General features: G+C 65.5%; 23 protein-coding genes. 19 read left to right on the forward strand and 4 right to left on the reverse strand.

The annotated features are described in order from the left end of the window. The first annotated feature begins 11 nt into the window (after positions 1-11). The 12 genes from EDF56_RS19020 (at position 12) to EDF56_RS19070 (ending at position 8,462) form a co-directional block, all read left to right on the forward strand. Positions 12-932 carry a heme o synthase gene (locus EDF56_RS19020; RefSeq protein WP_132390388.1) on the forward strand — a complete coding sequence of 307 codons (921 nt, stop codon included), beginning with the start codon at positions 12-14 and terminating at the stop codon, positions 930-932. A gap of 10 nt (positions 933-942) precedes the next feature. Next, positions 943-1,110 (forward strand): hypothetical protein, encoded by a 168-nt coding sequence (locus EDF56_RS26035; RefSeq protein WP_165912231.1) that lies wholly within the window; start codon positions 943-945, stop codon positions 1,108-1,110. Then, positions 1,110-1,730 carry a cytochrome c oxidase assembly protein gene (locus tag EDF56_RS19025; protein ID WP_132390390.1) on the forward strand — a complete coding sequence of 207 codons (621 nt, stop codon included), beginning with the start codon at positions 1,110-1,112 and terminating at the stop codon, positions 1,728-1,730. The genes EDF56_RS26035 and EDF56_RS19025 overlap by 1 nt, the downstream gene beginning before the upstream one ends. 89 nt (positions 1,731-1,819) lie before the next feature. Then, positions 1,820-2,641 (forward strand): cytochrome c oxidase subunit 3, encoded by an 822-nt coding sequence (locus tag EDF56_RS19030; RefSeq protein ID WP_132390392.1) that lies wholly within the window; start codon positions 1,820-1,822, stop codon positions 2,639-2,641. 229 nt (positions 2,642-2,870) lie between these two features. Then, positions 2,871-3,437: an SURF1 family protein gene (locus EDF56_RS19035; protein WP_132390394.1), complete on the forward strand. Its 567-nt coding sequence runs from the start codon at positions 2,871-2,873 to the stop codon at positions 3,435-3,437. A 268-nt stretch (positions 3,438-3,705) separates the two neighbouring features. Continuing rightward, entirely contained in the window at positions 3,706-5,106 is a 1,401-nt protein-coding gene (gene thrC, locus EDF56_RS19040; protein ID WP_132390396.1) for a threonine synthase, read from the forward strand. Next, on the forward strand, positions 5,106-6,017 hold the full coding sequence (locus EDF56_RS19045; protein WP_132390398.1) for a class I SAM-dependent methyltransferase: 912 nt from the start codon (positions 5,106-5,108) through the stop codon (positions 6,015-6,017). Before thrC ends, EDF56_RS19045 begins: the two co-directional genes overlap by 1 nt. Positions 6,018-6,037: 20 nt before the next feature. Further along, complete coding sequence (locus EDF56_RS19050) at positions 6,038-6,409, forward strand: dihydroneopterin aldolase (RefSeq protein WP_132390624.1); 372 nt, start codon at positions 6,038-6,040, stop codon at positions 6,407-6,409. A gap of 3 nt (positions 6,410-6,412) precedes the next feature. Then, positions 6,413-6,739, forward strand: coding sequence for a Rossmann fold domain-containing protein (locus EDF56_RS19055; protein WP_132390400.1), 327 nt, complete (start codon positions 6,413-6,415; stop codon positions 6,737-6,739). A gap of 7 nt (positions 6,740-6,746) precedes the next feature. Then, entirely contained in the window at positions 6,747-7,751 is a 1,005-nt protein-coding gene (gene moaA / locus EDF56_RS19060; protein ID WP_132390402.1) for a GTP 3',8-cyclase MoaA, read from the forward strand. A 2-nt stretch (positions 7,752-7,753) separates the two neighbouring features. Next, the gene (locus EDF56_RS19065) at positions 7,754-8,014 is read left to right on the forward strand and encodes a MoaD/ThiS family protein (RefSeq protein WP_132390404.1); all 261 of its coding nucleotides are present in this window, start codon (positions 7,754-7,756) and stop codon (positions 8,012-8,014) included. Between the two features lies 1 nt (position 8,015). Next, on the forward strand, positions 8,016-8,462 hold the full coding sequence (locus EDF56_RS19070) for a molybdenum cofactor biosynthesis protein MoaE (RefSeq protein WP_243652691.1): 447 nt from the start codon (positions 8,016-8,018) through the stop codon (positions 8,460-8,462). Between the two features lie 21 nt (positions 8,463-8,483). Here the strand turns inward: EDF56_RS19070 and EDF56_RS19075 are convergent, their stop codons facing one another. Further along, positions 8,484-9,002, reverse strand: coding sequence for a hypothetical protein (locus EDF56_RS19075; RefSeq protein WP_132390408.1), 519 nt, complete (start codon positions 9,000-9,002; stop codon positions 8,484-8,486). A 304-nt stretch (positions 9,003-9,306) separates the two neighbouring features. Here EDF56_RS19075 and rplU point away from each other — a divergent pair, with 304 nt between their 5' ends. From rplU to EDF56_RS19095, 4 genes are all read left to right on the forward strand, one after another. Continuing rightward, complete coding sequence (gene rplU / locus EDF56_RS19080) at positions 9,307-9,603, forward strand: 50S ribosomal protein L21 (RefSeq protein ID WP_132390410.1); 297 nt, start codon at positions 9,307-9,309, stop codon at positions 9,601-9,603. Positions 9,604-9,627: 24 nt separating this feature from the next. Next, positions 9,628-9,897: a 50S ribosomal protein L27 gene (gene rpmA / locus EDF56_RS19085; protein ID WP_132390412.1), complete on the forward strand. Its 270-nt coding sequence runs from the start codon at positions 9,628-9,630 to the stop codon at positions 9,895-9,897. A gap of 256 nt (positions 9,898-10,153) precedes the next feature. Continuing rightward, the gene (locus tag EDF56_RS19090; RefSeq protein WP_132390414.1) at positions 10,154-10,756 is read left to right on the forward strand and encodes a GNAT family N-acetyltransferase; all 603 of its coding nucleotides are present in this window, start codon (positions 10,154-10,156) and stop codon (positions 10,754-10,756) included. 209 nt (positions 10,757-10,965) lie between these two features. Continuing rightward, positions 10,966-11,529: a GNAT family protein gene (locus EDF56_RS19095; RefSeq protein WP_132390416.1), complete on the forward strand. Its 564-nt coding sequence runs from the start codon at positions 10,966-10,968 to the stop codon at positions 11,527-11,529. 6 nt (positions 11,530-11,535) lie between these two features. Here the strand turns inward: EDF56_RS19095 and EDF56_RS19100 are convergent, their stop codons facing one another. Then, positions 11,536-12,288 (reverse strand): folate-binding protein YgfZ, encoded by a 753-nt coding sequence (locus EDF56_RS19100; RefSeq protein WP_132390418.1) that lies wholly within the window; start codon positions 12,286-12,288, stop codon positions 11,536-11,538. 261 nt (positions 12,289-12,549) lie between these two features. Here EDF56_RS19100 and EDF56_RS19105 point away from each other — a divergent pair, with 261 nt between their 5' ends. Next, positions 12,550-13,128 carry a nitroreductase family protein gene (locus EDF56_RS19105; protein ID WP_132390420.1) on the forward strand — a complete coding sequence of 193 codons (579 nt, stop codon included), beginning with the start codon at positions 12,550-12,552 and terminating at the stop codon, positions 13,126-13,128. A 102-nt stretch (positions 13,129-13,230) separates the two neighbouring features. On the opposite strand, the gene EDF56_RS19110 is transcribed toward EDF56_RS19105, so the two are convergent. Next, positions 13,231-13,572: a hypothetical protein gene (locus EDF56_RS19110; RefSeq protein ID WP_132390422.1), complete on the reverse strand. Its 342-nt coding sequence runs from the start codon at positions 13,570-13,572 to the stop codon at positions 13,231-13,233. Between the two features lie 196 nt (positions 13,573-13,768). Here EDF56_RS19110 and EDF56_RS19115 point away from each other — a divergent pair, with 196 nt between their 5' ends. After that, complete coding sequence (locus EDF56_RS19115; protein WP_243652692.1) at positions 13,769-14,437, forward strand: HPP family protein; 669 nt, start codon at positions 13,769-13,771, stop codon at positions 14,435-14,437. Between the two features lie 162 nt (positions 14,438-14,599). On the opposite strand, the gene rarD is transcribed toward EDF56_RS19115, so the two are convergent. Then, entirely contained in the window at positions 14,600-15,502 is a 903-nt protein-coding gene (gene rarD / locus EDF56_RS19120; protein ID WP_132390426.1) for an EamA family transporter RarD, read from the reverse strand. 210 nt (positions 15,503-15,712) lie between these two features. Between rarD and EDF56_RS19125 the strand changes: the two genes are divergently transcribed. Further along, entirely contained in the window at positions 15,713-16,138 is a 426-nt protein-coding gene (locus tag EDF56_RS19125) for a glycine zipper 2TM domain-containing protein (protein WP_132390428.1), read from the forward strand. The last annotated feature ends 111 nt before the right edge of the window (positions 16,139-16,249 follow it).

A 16,249-nucleotide genomic window follows, 5' to 3' on the forward strand; every position in this document is an offset into this window, starting at 1 on the left:
GGCCAGAAATCATGACTACCACGAGTCCCAATTCGACCATCGAAAAGCCGCTCCCCGCCGATTGGCGCGATCTTATCGCGCTGACTAAGCCGCGGGTCATGAGCCTTGTGATCTTCACCGGCCTCTGCGGGCTGCTTGCCGCGCCTGAGCGCATTCACCCCGTCATCGCCTTCACCGCGATCCTCTGCATCGCCATGGGCGCCGGCGGTGCCGCCGCGCTCAACCAGTGGTGGGAGGCGGACCTTGACGCCGGGATGAAGCGCACCGCCAAGCGCCCGCTGCCGCAAGGCCGGCTCGACCGCACCACGGCGCGCGATTTCGCGGGCGTGCTTTGCGCCGCATCCGTGTTCCTGATGGGCTTTGCGGTCGGCTGGCTGCCCGCCGCGATCCTGGCCATCTCGATCTTCTACTATGCCGTCGTCTACACGATCTGGCTGAAGCCGCGCACGCCGCAGAACATCGTTATCGGCGGCGGCGCCGGTGCTTTCCCGCCGCTGATCGGTTGGGTGGCGGTGACTGGCCACGTCACGCTGATGCCGGTGCTGCTCTTTGCCATCATCTTCTTCTGGACGCCGCCGCACTTCTGGGCGCTCGCGCTCTTCGTGAAGAGCGACTACGCCAAAGTCGGCATCCCGATGATGCCGGTGGTCGCGGGCGAGAAGGCCACGCGCCGCCAGATCCTGCTCTATGCAGCCCTGCTGCTGCCGCTTTCCGTGCTGCCCTGGTGGATCGGCGGCACGCACGCGATCTACGGCATCTCGGCCCTTGTGCTTTCCAGCCTGTTCCTTGCGCTCTCGATCCGGGTCGGCCTGCGCGAACGCAGCGGCGCCGAGGATACGATGAAGCCTGAGAAGCAGCTTTTCGCCTATTCGGTGCTCTACCTCTTCGCGCTCTTCGCGGCGCTGGTGGTCGATCGCTTCATCGCCCTGTGAAAGATCCCGCATGACAGAATCGACCCAGCCGGACTCGAAGACCAGCCTTTCCGATACGAAGGAGGCTGAAGCGCGCACGCCGGAGCAAATCCGCAAGAGCCGCAACCGGGTGCTGGGTCTCGGTCTTGCGGCCTTCGTGGTACTGGTGTTCTTCATTTCCATCGCGAAGATGGGCTGATGGGCACCGACACGGCATCCGGTCAGGCGGCAACCGCGACGCGCAGCAACCGTCGCATCGCGTTTATCGCCCTGTCGATGGCTGTGGGGATGCTGGGGCTGGGGTTCGCCTCGGTACCGCTCTACCGGATCTTCTGTCAGGTGACCGGGTATGACGGCACCACCCGCCGCGTGGACGAGGCCCAGGCGGCGCTGGTCCAGGTGACCGACAAGACCATGTCGATCCGCTTCGACGCCAATGTCGAGCGCGGCATGCCCTGGGATTTCAGGCCGCTCCAGCGCACCGACACGGTGACCATCGGAGAGCGCGATATGGCGCTTTTCTGGGCCAAAAACAATTCCAACAAGGTCATAACCGGCACTGCCAGCTTCAATGTGGAGCCCGAGCAGGCGGCGCGGTACTTCAACAAGATTCAGTGCTTCTGCTTCACCGAACAGAGGCTTCAGCCCGGGGAGGGCGTGAAGATGCCGGTGATCTATTACGTCGATCCGGGAATCCTGAAGGATCCCGACAACAAGGACGTACAGCAGATCACGCTCAGTTACACCTTCCATGTGACCGGCGTTGCCGACGCGGGGAGCGATGCAAAGGCACTGGACCGCAAGCAGACGGGCGGTTAAGGCCTTCAACGAACAATAAATGACGGGGACGACACAAGTCCCCGGACAGATTCGAACAGGCAGATTCGAGCAACGGGGACGAAGGCGCCATGGCCGGTACCAAGAACCACGATTACCACATTCTTCCGCCGGACATCGCGCCGCTGGCTACCACGATCGGTGCACTCACCTTCACTTCGGGCATGGTGCTGTTCATGCACAAGATGCCCGGCGGCGCTTTCGTGCCGTGGTTGGGTCTTGCGATCCTGCTGGCCTCGATGTTCTCGTGGTTCTCCAAGATCGTCAACGAGGCCCACGCCGGCGATCACACGCCGGTCGTGCAGCTTCACCAGCGCTACGGCATGATCCTGTTCATCGCTTCGGAAGTGATGTTCTTCGTCGGCTGGTTCTGGGCCTTCTTCAACTTCTCGCTGTTCCCCTCGACGATTGCCGAGGTGGTCGGCGGCCAGTGGCCGCCCAAGGCGATCGAAGCGGTGATGGATCCGTTCGACCTGCCGCTGCTCAATACGCTGATCCTGCTCTGCTCGGGCACCACGGTCACCTGGGCGCACCACGCGCTGATCCACGGCGACCGGGACGGGCTGAAGAAGGGCCTCTGGGCCACCGTGCTGCTCGGCCTGCTGTTCACCTCGATCCAGGCTTACGAGTATATCCACGCGCCGTTCGCCTTCGGTCAGAACACCTATGGCTCGGTGTTCTACATGGCCACCGGGTTCCACGGCTTCCACGTCATCGTCGGCACCATCATGCTGATCGTGTGCCTCGTGCGCTCGTACAAGGGGGACTTCACCCCGCGTCAGCACTTCGGCTTCGAGGCGGCGGCCTGGTACTGGCACTTCGTCGACGTCGTGTGGCTGTTTCTTTTCGTCGCGATCTACGTCTGGGGCAATTGGGGCCACCCGACGCACTGATGGCCGCAGGCGATCAATCGATTTCGCACGGGGTCGCGGCCCCGTGACCGAATCCTCAAGGGCAGCCGGACACCGCTTCGGCTGCCCTTTTCGGTCTCTGCTCTCCATGCGGGACGGAGACAGGGGTGGGCGATGCTCGTAATCGCCGGTTTGTGCATTGCCATAGCCGGACTGTCCGGCGCCGGATTCCGCTGCCGGGCCGGCGAGGGTCGCATCAAGGAAGACTGACTTGCCTCGCATTCCGATCCTGCCGACGCTGGTCGTCGCCGCTGCCGTCGCGCTGATGATCTGGCTTGGGTTCTGGCAGCTCCGCCGTCTCGACGAGAAGGAATCGCTGCTCGCGCACTATGCCGCGGCGCAGACGATGACTGCCGAAGTGTCGTGGCCGCGCGATGCGGCAGGGCAGAAAGACCGGCTCTACCGCCGCGCCCGCATCGACTGCGTGAGCGCCGCCAATCGCTCCAGCATGGCCGGTCGCAATGCCAATGGCGAATCGGGCATGGCGCAGACCGCCGAATGCACGCTGGCCGATGGTTCGAAGGCGCTTGTCGTGCTGGGCTGGTCGCGCCTGCCAATGGCGGGGGGGGACTGGTCGGGCGGCGCTCTCCACGGCGTGATCGCCCCGGGCCCGCGTCTGGTGGCCGCGCCGCCGGTTGCGGGGCTGGAGGCCAATGCCATTCCGGACCCTTCCGAAATTCCCAACAACCACTTCGCCTATGCCGTGCAGTGGTTCTTCTTCGCGGCGACGGCGCTGGTGATCTACGCGCTGGCCTTGATGAAGCGGGGGCGGAAGTAAGCGCGTCAAAGTTCGCGGCCTCTAACGTCTCTCTTCGTCATCCCCGCGAAGGCGGGGATCCCGCTTTTCTTTGCTGGCGTTGCGAGAAGGAAGCGGGGCCGCCGCCTTCGCGGGAGCGAAGAAGTGCTTGAGGCACAGTTCCGCGCGTCCCGTTTGAGTCTTTGCTCCATTCGACTAACCGCCGAACTACGCCCCCCTTTAGGAATTGTTCGCGCGTCAGCCCAACGACAGGCTTTTCATTTCGCCCCCCTCCGGCTAACCGCGCCCCATGGATTATATCAGCACCCGCGGCAGCGCACCGGCGCTCGACTTCGAAGGCGCCACGCTCGCCGGTCTCGCTTCGGACGGCGGCCTCTACGTGCCGCGCGAGTGGCCGCGCTTTTCGGAAGGCGAGATCGCCGCGATGGCGGGGCTGCCCTATGCCGAGCTGGCCGCGAAGATCATGTTCCCCTTCGTCGAGGGCAGCCTGACCTATGACCGCCTGCTGGAACTGACCACGCAGGCTTACGGTCGTTTCGCGCACAAGGCGGTAACGCCGCTGAAGCAGCTGGACGAGCAGCAGTGGGTGCTGGAACTGTTCCACGGCCCGACGCTGGCGTTCAAGGACGTGGCGCTGCAATTGCTGGGTCTGCTGTTCGAGGAATTCCTCGGCCGTTCGGAGCGCAACCTGACCATCGTCGGCGCGACTTCGGGCGACACCGGCTCGGCCGCGATCGACGCGGTGGCCGGCCGCGCCAAAGTCGACATCTTCATGCTACACCCCAAGGGCCGCGTGTCCGACGTGCAGCGCCGCCAGATGACCACGGTGCTGGCGCCCAACGTCCACAACATTGCCATCGAAGGCTCGTTCGACGACGCGCAGGCCACCGTGAAGCGCATGTTCAACGACAAGGCGATGACCGACCGCTTCGCCATCGGCGCCGTGAACTCGATCAATTGGGCGCGCCTGATGGCGCAGGTGGTCTATTACTTCGCCGCCGGGCTCCAGCTGGGCGCGCCGCACCGCAAGGTCGCCTTCTCGGTGCCGACCGGCAACTTTGGCGACGTTTTCGCCGGCTATGTCGCCGCGCAGATGGGCCTGCCGGTCGAGAAGCTCATCGTCGCCACCAACGTCAACGACATCCTCCACCGCGCACTGGCAGAGGGCGACTACTCGCAAGGCACCGTCACGCCGACCGCCGCCCCCTCGATGGACATTCAGGTCTCGTCGAACTTCGAACGCCTGCTGTTCGATCTGAACGGTCGCGACGGCAAGGCGCTGGCCGAGCAGATGGCCGGGTTCGAAGCGACCAAGGCCATGCAACTGACCAATGCGCAGCGTGAAGGCGCAGCCGCGCTGTTCTCGTCCGCCCGCACCGATGCCGACGAAATGGCGCAGGCCATCCGCTGGGCCTGGGAGAACTGCGGCGAACTGATCGATCCGCACACTGCTTGCGGTCTTTTCGCTGCCCGCAATGCCGGTATCGATGCCAGTGTTCCGGTGGTTACGCTGGCAACCGCGCATCCCGCCAAGTTCCCCGACGCGGTCGAACGCGCCACCGGCCAGCGCTCAGGCCTGCCCGCGCGCGTCGGCGACTTGTTCGAGCGTGAAGAGAAGTGCGTCGACCTGACCGGTGACTACGATTCGATCGCCGATTTCGTGGCCCAGCACGCGAGCCCGAAGATCTGATGGCACGTCTGGAAACCCAACCCGTTATCCTCGCCGGAGAGGGCTGGGACGATTACGGCCTTGTCGATTCGGGCCACGGCCGCAAGCTGGAACGCTACGGCGACTACCGCTTCGTGCGCCCCGAACCGCAGGCGATGTGGACCCCGCGCCTTGAAAACTGGGACGCGCACGGTGAATTCGTGCCCGGCTCGGACGAAGATGGTGGCGGCCGCTGGCAGTTCGACAAGCCGGTGCCGCGCGATGGCTGGCCCTTGGCTTGGAACGAGGTCAGCTTCACCGCGCAGTGCACGCCGTTCCGCCATCTCGGCTTCTTCCCGGACATGGCGCCGGTGTGGGACTGGATGCGCGAAATGCTCGCCGGCCGGGACGATGCCAATACGCTGAACCTGTTCGGCTATACCGGCGTCGGCACGCTTGCGCTTTCGGCGCATGGTCCGGTGACGCATGTCGATGCCTCGAAGAAATCGGTCGGTCAGGCGCGTGAGAACGCGGCGCTGGCGGGGCTGGAGGATCGCCCGGTCCGCTGGCTGATCGACGATGCCGCCAAGTTCACCGCGCGCGAAGTACGCCGGGGCAAGCGGTATGACGGCATCATCCTCGATCCGCCGAAGTTCGGTCGCGGGCCGACTGGCGAAACGTGGCGTCTGGAAGAGAACCTGCCCGGCCTGCTTGCCGATTGCCGCCAGCTTCTGGATGGCGAAAGCAAGTTCCTGTTCCTCACCGTCTACGCGGTGCGCATGTCGTCGCTCGCGCTGGCCGGACTGATGGAAGAACTGTTCCGTGATCTGCCCGGAACCATCGAACATGGCGACCTTTTGGTGCGTGAAGACATCCTTCGACAGGCTCAGGATGAGCGGGAAGGCCGCCTGCTGCCGACAGCAATCTTCGCACGCTGGCGGAATAACGGCTAAAGCCCGCCGCCATGACCCCCATCACCGATTCGCTCATCCTCGAAGTCGCCGATTTCGAACACGACGTTCTCACCGGGATCTACTCGGAAGAGACCGGGAAGCCGCAGCCGCTGCGCTTCACCATCCAGGTCTCGATGAAGCCGATCGACCGCTACACGCCCGATACACCGCTCACCGAGAGCAAGAACTACATGGACCTAAAGTTCGCGGCCAGCGATGCGCTGCCGCAGGGCGTCCATTTCAAGCTGATCGAGGCCGTGGCCGATCACGTCTGCGAAACGCTGTTCCTGCAGGACGCGCGGATCGAGGCGGTGACGGTGAAGATCGTCAAGCTTGCCATCGCCGAAGCGGGCGAGAAGATCGGCATCACGCTCACCCGGCAGCGCCGCTGAGCCATGATCCTGCGTGTCGGTCCACTGGCGGAAAACCCGCTCGATGCCGCCGCGCAGTTCCATGCCGATGTTCTGCCCCGGGCGCGCGCCATGCTTGCGGCGGGCTCGGCACTCACTCTGGTCTTCGCACCTGCCGATCACACCCATCGCGGTTGGCGGCTGGCGGCGGTGCAGGGACTGTCCCGCGATCATGCGCCGCTGCGGGTCAATGCACTGGAAAGCGACGAGGACGTCGCAATTGCCGCCGCCGCGGCCTATTTGTCTGCGGCGGAAGGCATAACCGGCCAATTGTTGCAGCTGGATGGAACCGGCGCCGGGGCAATGCTATAGCAAGGGCATGAGCGCGCGAACGCCCCTAGTCGATCAGTTCCGCCGCCGCATTACCTACTTGCGGCTTTCGGTGACCGACAGGTGCGACCTCCGTTGTGCCTACTGCATGCCGGAGCGCATGACCTTCCTGCCCCGGAAGGATGTGCTGACGCTCGACGAGCTTCACAAATTGGCGCTCGGCTTCATTGCCCGGGGCGTGACCAAGCTGCGCCTGACCGGCGGCGAACCGCTGGTTCGGCGCGATATGATCGAACTGGTCCGCGCTGTCGGTCGCAAGCTTGGGGACGGGCTGGAGGAACTGACGCTCACCACCAACGGCACGCACCTCGCGCGGTTTGCGGACGATCTCGCCGATGCCGGGGTGCGCCGGATCAACGTCTCGCTCGATACGCTCGACCGCGCGACTTTCACGCGTATCACCCACCGCGATTCGCTGCCCGATGTGCTGGAAGGGCTGGCCGCGGCGAAAGCGGCCGGGCTGGCGGTCAAGCTCAACACCGTCGCCCTGCGGGGGGTGAATGAGCATGAGCTTCCCGAAATCGTGGCTTGGGCCCACGCGCAAGGCTTCGATTCCACGCTGATCGAGGTCATGCCGCTCGGCGAGGTGGAGGAAGACCGCTTCGACCACTACCTGCCGCTCCCCCAAGTGCGCGCGGATCTGGAACGGCGCTGGACGCTGACGCCCAGCGCGCACCGTACCGGCGGCCCGGCCCGCTATTTCGATGTGGCGGAGACGGGCGGACGGCTGGGGCTGATAACCCCGCTTACCGAGAATTTCTGCGAAGATTGCAACCGCATCCGCGTGACCGCCACGGGCCAGCTCTACGCCTGCCTCGGCGGCAACGAGCGCGTCGATCTGCGCGCGGCGCTGCGGGGTGAGAACCCGGAAGCCGCGCTCGACGCCGGGCTCGACATGGCGATGCGCATCAAGCCCGAGCGGCACCATTTCGCTATCGAGGGGCATGGCGCCGCGCCCGCCCTGGCACGCCACATGTCGATGACCGGGGGCTGAGGATGCGGGCCAAGCTGGTGTTTCTTGGCCGTCTGGAGGACGTGGCGGGGCGCGCGGGTGAGGATATCGCCGCCAGTGCGCCGCTCGATTGGTACGATGTGATCGGCTGGCTGGGCGGGCATTTTCCTCCCGAACTGGCCGATGCGGTCGTCAGCGAAAAGGTGAGGGTGGCAATCAACGGCGCGCTTGTGGCGGACAAGTACGAACTTGTTCTGGCCGATGGCGATGAACTTGCATTTCTGCCCCCCGTTTCCGGAGGCTGAGGTGGGCAACGACGTTCGCCTGCTCGCCGCCGCTTTCGATCCCGCAGCCCTGCTCGGCGCCTTCACGGCGGAGCTGCCGCACGCCGGCGGCGTGGTCAGCTTTCTAGGGCAAGTACGCGCCGGCGAAGGGGTGGAGGCGCTGGAACTGCGGCACTACGAACCGCTGACGCTGCCGGCGATGTGCGATCTTGCCAAACGCGTACGCGGGCGCTGGGATCTCGACGGGCTGCTGATCGTCCACCGCAGCGGGACGATGATGCCGGGCGAGCCGATCGTGCTGGTCGCCGCCGCAGCGCGCCACCGCCGCGACGCTTTCGCCGCGGCGGATTACGCGATGGACCACCTCAAGAGCGAATCGTGGTTCTGGAAGCGCGAGCGGCGCGACGGCCAATGGCACTGGATCGAGCCGCGCGAGCAGGATTTCGAGGATATTGCCCGCTGGGGGTGACCGGCGGGCAGGAGCTTGATCTCAGGTGCCAAGTCGCGCGTTGAGTCGCGAGACCACTTCGTCCTGCGCGGTTACCGACGCCTGCACTTCGTCGCGAGCCGCGGCGATGCTCTTGGTGGTGGGCGATTCTTCGTTGGGCGAGGCGTCGCGGGCGGTTGCGAACATCGTGTCGAGTTCGGCCAGTGCCGCGATCGAGGGATCGCGGCTTGCCTGCAAGGCGGAGACCGCGACTTGCGCGGAAAGCCAGGAATCGCTGCCTGTCGAAGACCCGGCGGCAGAAACCGCGCGTTCGGCAGCGGTGCGCCGCGCGGCAAACTGGCTGTCCGCCTCACGGGCGGAGGCGAGCAGGCCGTTGATTCGCGTTACGGTATCCGCACTGGGCGGCGGCAGGGGGACGGGCGTGGCCGAAGGATTCTGCACGACAGGCGTCGCGCGCTCCACCGGACGGATGGCAAGCGAGGGATAAGTGCCGGCGGACGAGCAGGCGGCGAGACCTGTAGCGAGGAAAAGCGGCAGCAGGCGGGCTTTTGCGCGGATCATGAATGTGCCATAGCACGCGCGACGGCAATCGCGAGCGGCAAACGAGTCGCTATGCGCGTTGTCGACATGTGGGAGTCGCATTTCAGCGGCCCGCGTCAAGGTTTCGGCCAAAGTCTGCCAAGTCATTGGTTGACACGAATCGGGCGTTGCACTAACGGCACCCACTCTTTCCGGTACCTCGTCCGTAGGCGGGGTAACGGCGCGTCGCCCGCAAGGCTCCAAGGTTCTTCATTGGACCCGAGCGGCCGGGGCAGGTTTGTTTCGGCTCGTTACGGGCACACATTAGAGATTAGGTAAGGGCACCATGTTCGCAGTTGTGCGCACGGGCGGCAAGCAGTACCGGGTTGCCGCCGGAGACAAGATCGCGGTTGAAAAGCTGGCTGGTGAAGCCGGTGAGACCATCACTCTCGGCGACATCCTGCTCGCCGGCAAGGACGGCGAAGTCCTCGACGCCTCGAAGGTTTCGGTTTCGGCCGAAATCATCGCTCAGGCCAAGAGCGAAAAGGTCGTGGTGTTCAAGAAGCGCCGCCGCCACAACTATCGTCGCAAGAACGGCCACCGCCAGCAGATGACTCTGCTGCGCATCGTGTCGGTCGCCTGAGCCAAACGCGGAAGGAACTGAGCAATGGCACATAAGAAAGCAGGCGGTTCGTCGCGCAACGGTCGCGACTCTGCGGGCCGCCGTCTTGGCGTTAAGAAGTTCGGCGGTCAGGAAGTGATCGGCGGCAACATCATCATCCGTCAGCGCGGCACTCGCGTGTACCCCGGCGTGAACGTTGGCATGGGCAAGGATCACACCCTGTTCGCCACCGCCGAAGGTCGCGTGCGTTTCCACGATGGCAAGCAGGGCCGTAAATACGTCTCCGTAGACGTAATGGCGCAAGCCGCCGAATAATTCGGATGGTCGATAAAAGGGCCATCCTGACGGGATGGCCCTGCCGATCTTCGTGATCGGCTGAACGAGGGAGAGGGGCCAGCCCGTCTCCCTCTTTTCGTGTCTCCCTCACTCGTCGCCCGCGTTTCGAGCTGGCCCGAATCTCGCGCATTTTTCCGTAAAATGTGCCTGATTTCCGCCAATTGGCCGCGCGCGTAATCGCAATGTCACGACTCCTTCTTATGAAGGAAGCGGGGCTGAAGAGTGGAGACATAGTATGTTCATTCGCAGCGAACGCCTGTTCCTGCGGCCCGGCTGGCCTGAGGACAGGGAAGAGTTTCTGGCCCTGATCGCCGACGAGTCCGTCGTGCGCAATCTCTCCCGGGCGCCCTGGCCCTATACTGCCGACGATGCCCGGCGCTTTCTGGATCTGCCGCAGGACCTGCTGCTGCCGCGTCTGCTGGTCACCCAGCCCGGCGCCGCCGGCGCGCGCCTGCTCGGCTGCATCGGTCTTTCCGAAATGCACGGCGAAGTGAACCTCGGCTACTGGATCGCCCGCGACCATTGGGGTCAGGGCTTTGCCAGCGAGGCTGCTCGGGCCATGCTGTCGATGGCGCGTGCGATCGGCCACCGGCGGATCGTCGCCAACCACTTTATCGACAATCCGGCTTCGGGCCGCGTGCTCGAAAAGGCGGGATTTGCCCGCACCGGCCGCATTGTCGAGCGCTTCAGCACCGGCCGCGAGATGACCTATCCCGCGCGCGAATATGCGCTGGAATTCGACGCGCCGAGCGATTGCGACAGCGATTCGGACAATCGCGGCGTATCGCCTGCCCGAATGTCCCCGGCGCGACAGGCCCCGCGCCGCCGCGCGGCCTGAGGGCTGCGCTTCCCGCTGATTCGATGCGACATTGCCCCGGGGCGGTTCTCCACCGAGACCGCCCCGCAGCCCGGCCCGGAGCAGGGATCGATCCGCATCGGGCGCGAATTTGGCAGCGCCGGAGCGACGGCGCGCCGCAAAATCCGTGCATCGGCAACGCGCATCGTGCATGATGCGGATGCGGGACAAAAACAACGGAGAGCCGTGACATGTTCGTCCGCACGGAGAGGTTGTTCCTCAGGCCCGGTTGGCCCGAGGATGTCGACGAACTGGTTGATGCCATTTCGGACGAGGCCATTCAGCGCAATGTCGGCGTGAGCGCCTTGCCGCGCACGGCGCAGGCGATGCACGATTATCTGTCGCTGGACCGCGATCCGCGCCTGCCGCATTTCTTCATGTACTTGCGTTCACCCGGTGGTCCCCGGTTGGTTGGCGGCATCGGGCTTGGCCGGTTCGAGGACGACGTGGAGATGGGCTATTGGATCGCGCCCGGATATCGCGGCATGGGCTATGCCCGTGAGGCGGTTCGCGCGCTGCTCGATCAGGCGCGGGCACTGGGGCACCGCCGGGTGGTCGCCAGCTATTTCGAGAATAGCGTGGCCATGCGCCGCGTGCTCGATGCCACCGGCTTCATCGACAGCGGCGAATATCGCGAACGCTTCAGCCACGCGCGCGGCGCGCCGCTCAGGGCCCGGATCTTCGCGGTCGAACTCGACCGGTGCGATGTCGGGCATCCGATCCAGGAGGCGACGGGAGCGGCCTGCCCGGGCTGATCGCTGTCAGGCTTCTTCCTCGGGCGGCAGCCAGGCGGGCCGGACTGCCGGATCGATGGCCTCTACCCGCAGGTGGTCTACGGCAAAGCCAAGGTCTTCATAGGCGGTGCGGCGGCGTTTCTCGTCCGACCGGGCAAACGGCACCACGATCAGGCGGCGGTTGACCTTCTGCCGCCAGTTCATTCGCGCCGTGTTTTCCTGGCCCACGTAGCAGCCCTTGGTGAAGCTGACGCCGTTCAGTTCCACGGCATTGCATTCAAGCCAGAGCGTCTCGCCATCGCCCAGTTCGGCGCGGCCCTCGGTCACGCCCATGCGCAAGCGGTGCGCGCGCCACTCGGCATCGGCGCCGGTCTCCTGTTCGGCCGGATCGGTCTGGTCGATGGCGGCGATCCAGCGCTCGCCCAGCGCCGGAAGGCGCGGATCCGGCGCGGCGCCGTCGCCCAGATGCGGACGCCAGTGGACCGCGAGCGAATCGTCGCGCGCAATATCGATCGCGCGGCGCAGGCGGTACATGGAGAGCCGCTTGATCAAGGCGGGGGCGACATCGGCCTCGCAGTCGATCAGCAGGTCGTGCCCGGAAGGCCAGACGATGAAGTCGAACAGCGCCTTGCCCTGCGGCGTGAGCAGCCCCGCCCAGGTCGGCAGCTTCCGCACATCGGCCGTCACCAGCCCTTGCAGGAAATCGGCGACGTCTTCTTGGGAACCTTCACGGGGGGAGAGCCGGATCACGGCGCGGTCGAACAAGCGGCTGGCAGTCATGGGCGATAAGTGGGGCACGCCGCCCCGGCGCGCAAGACACTGGATTCGGCAAAAAAGCGGCGCTCCTGTGGAAGAGCGCGAAGGCGCGCGGAAAAGGCGCGGAGGATCAAGACCGGATCAAAGGGCCTGTTCATCACGGCGCACACGTCTTTTCTGATTACTGGAACAGTTCCGTCGAAATTATCCCGATTCCCCGATGGCGCGGGACGGGCTATCTGCACTTTCAACACTCCCATCCACCTCTTCCCAAGGATACCCGAGATGACCGGACGCATTGCCCACCCCAAGGTCGAAAAGCTCATCGTCGATCGCTGGTCGCCGCGCGCTTTCGATGGCAGCGAGATCCCGCAGGAAGACCTCGACGTGATCTTCGAAGCCGGTGGCTGGGCCCCTTCGGCCTACAACGTGCAGCCCTGGACTTTCCTCTATGCGAAGAAGGGCGATGCGAACTGGGACCTGTTCCTGTCGCAGCTGATCGAATTCAACCAGGGGTGGGCCAAGGACGCTTCGGCGCTGGTCTTCGTGGTTTCGGACAGCCAGATGCGCTCGGACAAGGGCAATTCGAACAACCACAGCCACAGCTTCGACGCCGGTGCGGCGTGGGCGCTGGCCGCCTTGCAGGCACAGGCGCTGGGCTACCACACCCACGGCATGACCGGCCTGAAGTTCGGTGAGGCCGAGGCCGCACTGGGCATCCCGGCCGACCACCGTCTCGAAGCCGCCTTCGCGCTGGGCAAGATGGGCGACAAGGGCACGCTGCCCGAATTCCTTCAGGAGCGCGAAGTGGCCAGCAACCGCAAGCCGGTGGCCGAGATCGCCAAGGCTGGAAAGTTCGCCTGATTCCCCTCCGATCAGGCTGATGGCGCCCCTGCTCCTCCCTCCCGAGGGGCGCCTGACGAGCCCGGTTCGCCTCCTCTGGCGGACCGGGCTCTTTTTTCGGGCTTAGAAGGCGATCTTCACGCCGGCCATGACGCGGTTGCTGACGACGCCGCCAGGCATGGTCACCGAGTCCATGTGCACGTCCGCAACGACGCCGGGCGCGATTTGCCGTTCGGCGCGGCCGAGGCCTTCGGTCACTTGGTATGTATCGGGCAGGGCACGCAGGCGGTTCGCCTCCGGGTCCGGTGCGCAGACCACGATTTCGCCGGGCTTCCCTTCAGGGCAGCGTTTTCGGACGAGAGTGATGGCGTTGCCGTCGTCGCCGCGCAGACGGGCAAGGTCGAACGCGCCGAGCGACTGTTCGACGGCAGGAGGTGAGGCCGTGGGGGAATCGGCGGGGGGCATATGGGGCGCACTCCTGCAAGTCGCTGGTATCAGGCGCACAGGCAATCACGCGATCATGGCCAATTTACGGCAAGGGTGTCGTAAGTCGGCGGCGCGCAGTCTGGCTTGGCCGCCGACAAGCATCTCTCGCATGGCGCGCGGGCCGCGATTGCTTCATAGGCGCCGCTCCGGTTTCTACGAGGAGGCTCGCGCGGCCGTGGCGCTGAACAGCATCATCCCAACCCAGGTGGGCGGCAAGCGCCGCCTTGGCCCCTTTCGCGCGGTGCTGGGCGCGCTTTTCGGTATCGCCGTCGCGGGCGCGCTGACGCGCCTGCTGGAGAGCGGTTACGATCCCGCACTGCCTTTCCTTGTCGCGCCGCTGGGCGCTTCGGCCGTGCTGGTCTTCGCGGTACCGGCGAGCCCGCTGGCGCAGCCGTGGTCGGTGTTTGGCGGCAACGTGCTGTCGGCTGCCGTCGGCCTGTCCGTAGGCAGGCTGATCGGCGACCCCTGGCTGGCGGGCAGCGTGGCCGTGGCGCTCGCCATCGCGGTGATGACAATGACGCGCAGCCTCCACCCGCCCGGCGGCGCCTGTGCGCTGCTTTGTGCGCTGGGCGCGACCGGCACGCCGGCGTGGGGCTGGGAGCATCTTGTCCCGTTCGTGTTCAACGTCGGCGCGCTCTGCTTTGTGGGCTGGATTTACAACAACGCCACCGACCATCCCTGGCCGCACCACGCGACGCCGGTCAAGCACCAGCCCGGCGAACCCTATAAGCGCGAGGATATCGACGCGCTGCTGGCCGAATGGGATGAGACGCTGGACGTCGATGCCGACGATCTCGACGCGTTCGTGCAGGCCTTGTTGAAGCGTGGCGCTGCGCGAGGCTGAGAGGAAGGTTTCGCGCGGAGGCGCGGAGACGCGGAGTGAACTCGCGCTTGCGGCGAAGCCGCTTTATCCGTTCATCGTCGCGGCAGGACAAAGGCAGGGCGGCTTTGCCGCCCACGCAACCTCCCTCCGCGTCTCCGCGCCTCCGCGCGAAATCCTTCTCTCTTATGAGGCCAAGGCAGCCGCGCGGCGGCGCTTCAGCAGGTCCCAGCAGAAGACCGCGATCGCGGTCCAGATGAACAGGAAGCACACCAGTTGCGAGGATTTCAGCGGCTCATGGAAGGCGATCAGGCCGACGAAGAACACGCCCGTCGGCGTCACGAACTGGATGAAGCCCAGTAGCGAGAAGTCCAGTTTGCGCGCCGCGCTGGCAAACATCAGCAGCGGAACGCCGGTCACCGGACCGGCAAACGCCAGCAGCAGGTCAATCCGCGGCGAAGAGCCCATCGACAGTCCGGCCGGGCTCATCGCCTGCCAAGCCAACAGCCCCAGCGCGGGCACCATCAGCACCATCGTCTCCACCGTCAGGCCGGGCAGCGCGGTCACCGGGGCCAACTTGCGCGTCAGGCCATAGCCCGCGAAGCTGAGCGCAAGGCCGATGCTGATCCACAGCGTGTCCACGGCTCCGCGCGCCAGCATGGCGACGCCGATGGCGGCCAGCGCCACGGCCACCCATTGCAGGCGTGACAGCTTTTCGCGCAGGAAGATCGTGGCGGCCAGCACGTTGACCAGCGGGTTGATGTAATAGCCCAGGCTCGCCGCGATGACATGGCCGGTCATCACCGCGATCACGTAGATCGACCAGTTGGTGCCGATCAGCACGCCGCTCAGCGCCAGAGCGCCCAGAATGCGCGGATTGGTCAGCGCGGCGCGCAGTTCGGCCCCCTGCTTCAGAATCACGATCATCAGCAGGCAGAACGGCAGCGTGAACAGGATCCGCCAGGCCACCACCTCGAAAGCCGAAACCGTGTGGAGCGCCGCGAAGTAGATCGGGAACAGGCACCAGACGAAATAGGCGCCCAGCGCTTGCGCCAGACCGCCGGAGCGGCGCGGGAGAGTATGCGGCATGACAGGATATCCAGGGCAGATTGAGCGCGTGCGATAGGGAGCATGACGGAGCCCGGCAAGCGGTTCGTCGCATCTCCGCATTCGCCTCGTCGATATCCGCGTTTCTGACAGCCGCGTTGCACAGCGTTCAGGTTTCTCTGCTTAAACATGAATGTGTGAAGCGGAGATCGGGTTTTGCGACTGCCCGCCGCCAGACTGAGGAGATTGACAATGCGCGCACTGACCAAGGCCACAGCCCTTGCTGTCGCCACCGTCTCGCTGGCGGGTGCCCTGCCGGCTTCGGCGGCTCCGGCTTTCGTTCCGGCGACCAGTTTCGTGGCACCGGGGCAGGAGAGCTATGCCCATAGCCGCGAGCGTTATTCGAGGGACGATTACCGGCGCGGCTATGGCTACCGCAGCAGCTATCGCGGCGAGCCGGTCTATCGCGACACGCGCGTCTGGCGCGGTGACGGCGGGCGCTATTATTGCCGCCGCCAGAACGGCACCACCGGCCTGCTGATCGGCGGCGCGGCGGGGGCCTTGCTCGGCCGCCAGATCGACCAGCGCGGTGATCGCACGCTGGGCACCGTGCTGGGCGCGGTGGGCGGTGCGCTGGTGGGCCGCGAGATCGACCGCGGCGACTCCTACTGCCGTTAAAACCCGAAACATAAGGATTTCCCCGCGCGGACGGCGACTCGCGGGGGGAGTCCGCCTCGCGGCCGATCGGGCGCAGGCGGAGAGGGCGTTCACGGCGTGTCCGTGGACGCC

Source organism: Novosphingobium sp. PhB165, assembly GCF_004341845.1.
Classification (GTDB): Bacteria; Pseudomonadota; Alphaproteobacteria; order Sphingomonadales; family Sphingomonadaceae; genus Novosphingobium.